The organism is Kitasatospora sp. MY 5-36, assembly GCF_001182915.1.
Classification (GTDB): Bacteria; Actinomycetota; Actinomycetes; order Streptomycetales; family Streptomycetaceae; genus Kitasatospora.
The window spans coordinates 1-7326 of record NZ_LFVW01000581.1; the positions used below are offsets into that span (position 1 = coordinate 1).

5 protein-coding genes and 1 pseudogene are annotated in these 7326 nt (G+C 74.0%); all 6 read left to right on the forward strand.

The genetic code is table 11. The annotated features are described in order from the left end of the window. Positions 1 to 411, forward strand: a pseudogene (locus AE652_RS30675) (hypothetical protein); the annotation flags it as partial. Between the two features lie 369 nt (positions 412 to 780). After that, positions 781 to 3675 carry a leucine--tRNA ligase gene (gene leuS, locus AE652_RS30680; RefSeq protein WP_049657401.1) on the forward strand — a complete coding sequence of 965 codons (2895 nt, stop codon included), beginning with the start codon at positions 781 to 783 and terminating at the stop codon, positions 3673 to 3675. Between the two features lie 388 nt (positions 3676 to 4063). Then, entirely contained in the window at positions 4064 to 4885 is an 822-nt protein-coding gene (locus tag AE652_RS30685) for a hypothetical protein (RefSeq protein ID WP_049657402.1), read from the forward strand. Positions 4886 to 5003: 118 nt separating this feature from the next. Continuing rightward, positions 5004 to 5849, forward strand: a complete 846-nt coding sequence (locus AE652_RS30690) for a DegV family protein (RefSeq protein WP_049657405.1) — start codon at positions 5004 to 5006, stop codon at positions 5847 to 5849. Between the two features lie 171 nt (positions 5850 to 6020). Then, a complete protein-coding gene (locus AE652_RS30695; RefSeq protein ID WP_234348597.1) occupies positions 6021 to 6983 on the forward strand; it encodes a helix-hairpin-helix domain-containing protein in 963 nt (320 codons plus the stop codon). Between the two features lie 84 nt (positions 6984 to 7067). Then, positions 7068 to 7326 (forward strand): hypothetical protein (locus tag AE652_RS30700; protein WP_049657408.1); only part of this gene is annotated, 259 nt, incomplete at its 3' end.

Sequence of the window (7326 nt, forward strand, 5' to 3'; positions counted from 1 at the left end):
CGGGCCCGCCAGTACGGCCGGCTCGCCGGCGCGTACGGCCGCCGGGGCGAGGCCGAACGGGCCGAGGCCGCCGCCGCCCGGGCCTTCGCCGAACTGGACGGCCTGCCCGGCACCGAGGAGGTCCGGGCCGCCCTCTCCGGGATGGTGGGGGAGGGGCGGCTGGCGCTCGGCCAGCACCGGCTCGCCAAGGTGCTGCTCGCCGAGGCGGTGGCCGGTCTCGGACCGGGACGGGCCCGCACCAAGACGCTGCTGATGGTGCGCCTCGCCGAGGCCCACCGCCGGCTCGGCGACCAGCGGGAGGCGGCCCGCACCGCCTCGCTGGCGCGCTCGCTCGCGGCGGGGATGCAGTCCGAGCGGGTGGCGAAGGCGCTGCGGGAGTTCGACGCGGCGGGGCGGGTGGCGGCGCGGTAGGGCGGGGCCGGGTCGGTGCTGTACGGCCTCCTGCGGTCCTGCGTGGCTCTGCGGGGCTTGTGCGGCTCCGCGTGGTCCTGCGGAGCTCCGTGCGGCCCTGGGCGGCTCCGTGCCGCCGTCCCGGCGGTATACCCCGCAGCCCGTCGACCCGCTTGCGGTACCCTGAGCCCATGCGAACCGTGCGCCTGCTCCTTAGCCGGCCGCGCTGACCAGGACCGGCTGAGCCTTCGGGCGGTGCCGGAGTCGGCGTGGCGTCCCCTCCTGCGAGGGGATTTTTTGTTTTCCGCCCCCCGATCCCGTCCCGGGCCGGGTCCACGGGCCGGCCGCCCGCGCGGTTCGCCAACCGACACCGATGGAGCTTGAAGGACCATGAGCGAGACGACCCCTGCGTCCGGCGCGGCCGAGACCGCGACCGAGCCGTTCCGGTACAGCGCTGCGCTGGCGGCCGAGATCGAGTCCCGCTGGCAGGACATCTGGGAGAAGGAGGGCACCTTCCACGCCCCCAACCCCACCGGTGCGCTGGCCGACCCGGCGGCCGGCGACGTCGCCGCGAAGCCGCACAGCTTCATCATGGACATGTTCCCGTACCCCTCGGGCGCGGGCCTGCACGTCGGCCACCCGCTGGGCTACATCGCCACCGACGTCTTCGCCCGCTACCAGCGGATGACCGGCCACAACGTGCTGCACACGCTGGGCTACGACGCCTTCGGCCTGCCCGCCGAGCAGTACGCGGTGCAGACCGGCACCCACCCGCGGGTCTCCACCGAGGCCAACATCGCCAACATGCGCCAGCAGCTGCGCCGGCTGGGCCTGGGCCACGACCCGCGCCGCTCGATCTCCACGATCGACCCGGACTACTACCGCTGGACCCAGTGGATCTTCCTGCAGATCTTCAACTCCTGGTACGACGCGGACGCCCGCAAGGCCCGCCCGATCGCCGAGCTGGTCGCCGACTTCGAGTCCGGCGCGCGTGAGCTGCCGGACGGGCGCGCCTGGGCCGGGCTGACCGTCGCCGAGCGCGACGAGGTGCTGGGCGAGTACCGCCTGGCCTACGCCAAGGAGGTGCCGGTCAACTGGTGCCCGGGCCTGGGCACCGTCCTGGCCAACGAGGAGGTCACCGCGGACGGCCGCTCCGAGCGCGGCAACTTCCCGGTGTTCAAGTCCAACCTGCGCCAGTGGATGATGCGCATCACCGCGTACTCGGACCGGCTGATCGAGGACCTGGACCTGCTGGACTGGCCCGAGGCCATCAAGCTGCAGCAGCGCAACTGGATCGGGCGCTCCGAGGGCGCCCGGGTCGACTTCGCGGCCCCCGGCGACCAGAAGATCACCGTCTTCACCACCCGGCCCGACACCCTGTTCGGCGCCACCTACATGGTGCTGGCCCCCGAGCACGCCCTGGTCGACTCGATCGTCCCCGCCGTCTGGCCCGAGGGCGTGCCCGCCGAGTGGACCGGCGGCGCCGCGACCCCCGCCGAGGCCGTCGCCGCCTACCGCGCCACGGCCGCCGCCAAGTCGGACGTCGAGCGGCAGGTCGAGGCCAAGGTCAAGACCGGTGTCTTCACCGGCGCCCACGCCGTCAACCCGGTCAGCGGCGAGTCCGTCCCGGTGTTCATCGCCGACTACGTGCTGATGGGCTACGGCACCGGCGCCATCATGGCCGTCCCCGCCCACGACCACCGCGACTTCGCCTTCGCCCGCGCCTTCGCGCTGCCGATGCGCTGCGTCGTCGAGCCCACCGACGGGCGGGGCCAGGACCCGGCCGAGTGGGACGACGCGTTCGACACCTACGACTCCGTCATCGTCAACTCCGCCCGCACCGAGGGCGACGTGTCGCTGTCCCTGGACGGGCTGAGCGTCGTCGAGGCCAAGGCCGCCGTCACCGCCTGGCTGGCCGAGCGCGGCATCGGCGAGGGCACCGTCAACTACCGCCTGCGCGACTGGCTGTTCAGCCGCCAGCGGTACTGGGGCGAGCCCTTCCCGATCGTCTACGACGAGGACGGCGTGATGCACGCGCTGCCCGAGTCGATGCTGCCGGTCGAGGTCCCCGAGGTCGACGACTACTCGCCGCGCACCTACGACGCGTACGACGCCGCCTCCTCTCCGGAGACCCCGCTGTCGCGCAACGAGGCCTGGGTCAACGTCGAACTGGACCTGGGCGACGGCGTCAGGAAGTACCGCCGCGAGACCAACACCATGCCCAACTGGGCCGGCTCCTGCTGGTACGAGCTGCGCTACGTCGACCCGTCCAACTCCGAGGCGGTCGTCGACCCGGCCAACGAGAAGTACTGGCTGGGCCCGACGGAGACCAAGCCCGCCGGCGGCGCCGACCTGTACGTCGGCGGCGCCGAGCACGCCGTGCTGCACCTGCTGTACGCGCGCTTCTGGCACAAGGTGCTGCACGACCTGGGCCACGTCTCGTCCGTCGAGCCGTTCCACAAGCTGTTCAACCAGGGCATGATCACCGCCGACGTCTACCGCGACGAGCGCGGCTTCCCGGTGCCCGCCGCCGAGGTCGAGGAGCGCGACGGCCAGTACTTCTGGGACGGCGAGCCGGTCAAGCGCGAGGCCGGGAAGATGGGCAAGTCCCTGAAGAACGCCGTCGCGCCGGACGACATCGCCGACGAGTACGGCGCCGACACGCTGCGCCTGTACGAGATGTCGATGGGCCCGCTGGACGTCTCCCGCCCGTGGGACACCCGCGCCGTCGTCGGCTCGTACCGCTTCCTGCAGCGCCTGTGGCGCAACGTCGTCTCGGAGACCACCGGCGAACTGGTCGTCACCGAGGAGGAGCCGGACGAGGCGACGCTGCGCGCCCTGCACAAGGCCATCGACGGCATCCGCGGGGACATGGCCGGGCTGCGCTTCAACACGGCCGTCGCCAAGGCCATCGAGCTGAACAACTACCTGGTCAAGCGCGGCTCCACGCCGCGGGCGGTGGCCGAGCAGCTGGTGCTGATGGTCGCGCCGCTGGCCCCGCACGTCGCCGAGGAGCTGTGGCGCCGACTGGGCCACGGCGAGTCGCTGGCGCACACCGACTACCCGGTCGCCGACCCGGCGTACGTGGTGGACGAGACGGTGACCTGCGTGGTCCAGATCAAGGGCAAGGTCAAGGCGCGGCTGGAGGTCGCGCCGGGCATCTCGGACGCCGAGCTGGAGGCGCTGGCGCTGGCGGAGCCGGCCGTCGTCGCGGCGATCGGCGGGGCCGAGGTGCGGAAGGTGATCGCGCGGGCGCCGAAGCTGGTGAACATCGTCACCGGCTGAGTGTTCTTGGTGCGGAAGTGACCGCGGGGTGATCGCGGGAGCGGTCGCGGGAGCGGTCGGGCGGGCGTCCTTCGGGGCGCCCGTCCGGCGTTTTCGGGGTCTTTCGGGGTTCGGTGCTTTCGGGGGGTCGGCGTTCTCGGGATCCGGTGCTTTCGGGAGTCGGCGTTTTCGGGTTCGGTGCCGGCTGGGCGTCTTGCGGGGCGCTTGCGGGGGGCTTCCAGGGTGGTCGGGGGCCCTCGGGGAGATCCCGGATCTGACCCTGATCTCCGTCCGCCGGGGCCCTCTCGGCTGCCCCCGGGCGGGTTCCGGCGGCTACCGTGGAACCCTCGGCAATGCGGCCCGCGTTGGGCCCGGTGGGGGCCGGAACGACGGCGGAAGGTGGCGCGCGATGGACGTGTTCGGCGTGATGATCGGGCTGGTCCTGCTCTTCGGGGTCGCGGCGATGGTCCTGGCCGTGATCGGCACGGTCAAGGCCGCCAAGGCCGTCGGCGCGAAGATCGAGAAGCACGAGGCCAACGCCCGGCGCGCCGTGGAGACCGCCACCCTCAAGGCGAAGACGTACACCAGGGTCGGCCCGCCCGCGCAGATCGCCACCGTCCGGCTGGGCCTGCGGACCTCGCTCGACGGCACCCGGCAGGTACTGGAGGGCGGCCTCGCGCAGGACTCCCAGCTCGGGGAGTCGCTCGCCCTGCTCGACCGGCTCGACACGCACGCCGCCGAACTCGACGGCGAGCTGCGGATGCTGGAGCGCGAGCCGGACACCGCGCGGATCGCCGCCAAACTGCCGGAGCTGCGCGAGCGGGCGGAGCGGATCACGCACTCGGCGGAGACCATGCGCTGGGCGGCGCAGGACCGGATGCACCGGTTCGCGGACGACGAGCTGAGCCGGCTGAGCCAGGAGTGCGAGAGCGAGGCGGGGGCGCTGCGGCACTGGGATGTCGCGGGGGATGCTTCGGGGGCTGCCGGTTCCGCGGGGGCGGGTGGAGCTTCGGGGGCCGGTGGGTCCGCGGGGGTCGGTGGTGCTGCTGCGGGCTCTGGTGGTTCCGCGGGGGCGACCGGGGGTGCGGCGCGGTCCGGGGGTGCGGCTCGGGCCGGGCTGACCGACGGGAAGGGGCGGCCGAGCGCGGAGGAGCTGCTCGGGCTCGCCGATCCGCTGGCCAAGCTGGCGCAGCGGCTGCGCAAGCCCTCGACGGGGCCCTCGGCGGGCTGAGCCGGTCGGGCGTCACGGGACCCTGGGCGGGCTGAGCCGGTCGCGCGTCACGGGGCCTCCCGAGGGGGCCCGGACCGGGCGCTGTCCTCCCGGAGCGACGGGGGGTAACCTCCGGCTCATGCCCTCCGACCTCGCACTTGTCACCGATTCCACGGCCTATCTGCCGCAGGACGCCCTCGACCGGTACGGGATCACGGTGGTCCCGCTGAGCGTCGCGGTCGGCGACTCGGTGCTGAGCGAGGGCGTCGAGATCTCCCCGAAGGACGTCGCCGAGGCGCTGCGCGGCAAGCAGCGGGTGACCACCTCCCGGCCGAACCCGGAGACCTTCGCCGCCGCCTACCGGGCGGCCGCCGAGGCCGGGGCGAAGGGCATCGTCTCGGTGCACATCTCCGGCGAACTGTCCGGCACCGTCGAGGCCGCCCGGCTGGCCGCCGCCGAGGCGCCCGTACCGGTGCGGGTGGTGGACAGCCGACTGGTCGGGATGGCGCTCGGGTACGGGGTGCTGGCGGCGGCCGAGGCGATCGCGGCCGGGCAGGGCTTGGCCGAGGCGGCCGAGGCGGCCGGCCGGCGGGCGGCCGGGACCAGCGGGTTCTTCTACGTCGACACCCTGGAACACCTGCGCCGGGGCGGACGGATCGGGGCGGCGCGGGCGCTGCTCGGGTCGGCCCTGGCGGTCAAACCGCTGCTGCACCTGGACGGCGGGCGGATCGAGCCGCTGGAGAAGGTGCGGACGGCGTCGCGGGCGATCGCGCGGCTGGAGGAGATCGCGGTCGAGCGGTCGGGGGAGCTGGACGTCGACATCACCGTGCACCACCTGGCGGCCGAGGAGCGGGCCGAACCGCTCGCGGAGCGGCTGCGGGCCCGGGTGCCGGGGCTGCGGGAGCTGTACGTGGGCGAGGTGGGGGCGGTGATCGGGGCGCACGTCGGGCCGGGGCTGCTGGCAGTGGTGGTCGCGCCGCGCTGAGGGGGTGGCGGTCCGTTGGGTGGTTCGTTGGGTGGTTCGCTGGCCGCTCGGTCAACCTCAGGCGGTCCTACCCACTCTTGTGAGTGACGCTTTTTATCCACAACCCCCGGGTTATCCACAGGGTTTCGCTAATTTCCGCACGTTCGCCGGAGGACTCCTACCGTCCTCGGCATGACGACCATGGGCCTGGGCGCGGCGAAGCGCCATGCGATCAACGAGACGGTGCGGCTGCGGATGGCCGCGCTGCTGCCGATGGACGACGAGCCGGAGGGCGGTGTCGGAGGGGGCTCCTCGGGCCCGGCCCCGCCGCCGTCGCCGGTTGCGATGCCGGTGTCGGTGCTGTCGGATGCGACGCCGGTCCCGCCGGATGCGGGTGTTGCGTCGGATCCGGGCGACGCCGACATGGGGCCGCCGGAGGCCGGGGCGCGTTCGCGGTTCTCCGCATCCTCCTCAATCCCCTCGTTCGCCTCGGTGCTGGCACTCGATCGGCGCGCGGTGGCCGGATTGGCCATCCTGCTGCTGTTCGCGGTCGGTTACGCCGTGCAGCACTTCTGGCTGGCCCGGCCGGAGGCGGTCGCCGTACCCGCGCTCGCGGCGGTCGCGGCACCGTCGGGGGCGGAGCCGTCCGTCCCCGACGACTCCGCTCCTTCCAGGGCCGGGCCCGGCGCCGGTGCCGAGGCCGTGTCCGGCACCGGGCCGGCTGTCGTGGTGGACATCGGCGGCCGGGTCCACCTCCCGGGCCTGCACACCCTGCCCGGCGGCTCCCGGGTAGCCGACGCCCTGCGGGCGGCGGGCGGTCCGCTGCCGGAGACGGACACCAGGAACCTCAACCTGGCCCGCATCCTGACGGACGGTGAGCAGATCCTGGTCGGCGAGCAGGCGCCCGCCCCCGGCCCGGCGGTCGGAAGCGGGAGCGGCCCTCCGGGCCTCACCGTGCCCCGGCCGCCCGTCAGCCTCAACCGCGCGACGCTCGAACAGCTCGACAGCCTTCCCGGTGTCGGCCCCACCCTCGCCCAGCGCATCCTCGCCTACCGCACCTCGCACGGCTCCTTCCGCTCCCTCGACCAACTCCGGCAGGTCAGCGGCATCGGCGCCCGTACGTACGCGGAGCTCCGTCCGCTGCTCACCCTCTGACGCCCTGTCCTGCCGCGGTCCCTGCCCGTTCCCCTTGTCCGCTTCCCCCGCCCGCATGCCCGGCCTTCGAAGGGAGGTGCCGCCATGTCCGTCGCCACCACGCCGGTCGGTCCGGCCGTTGCGTCCCGTTCTCCGGGCGCCGACTTCCGGCTGCTGCTGCCCGCCGTCTCGGCCTGGGCGGTCACGGCGGCACTCCTGCGTCTGGAGCCGGGGTACGCGGCCCTCGTCCTCACCGCGGCGGGCGTCGCCGCGGTCGCGGCCGTCCTGCTGCTCACCCGGCCGGGGGTCCTGCGCCGGCGCGGGGCCTCGGCGACGCTGGCCGCCGTCCTGCTCACCGGGGCGG

Excerpts from the sequence above, each read along its gene's own strand:
- leuS (WP_049657401.1), top strand. The coding sequence starts at position 781 with ATGAGCGAGACGACCCCTGCGTCCGGCGCGGCCGAGACCGCGACCGAG.
- AE652_RS30685 (WP_049657402.1), top strand. The coding sequence starts at position 4,064 with ATGGACGTGTTCGGCGTGATGATCGGGCTGGTCCTGCTCTTCGGGGTC.
- AE652_RS30690 (WP_049657405.1), top strand. The coding sequence starts at position 5,004 with ATGCCCTCCGACCTCGCACTTGTCACCGATTCCACGGCCTATCTGCCG.
- AE652_RS30695 (WP_234348597.1), top strand. The coding sequence starts at position 6,021 with ATGACGACCATGGGCCTGGGCGCGGCGAAGCGCCATGCGATCAACGAG.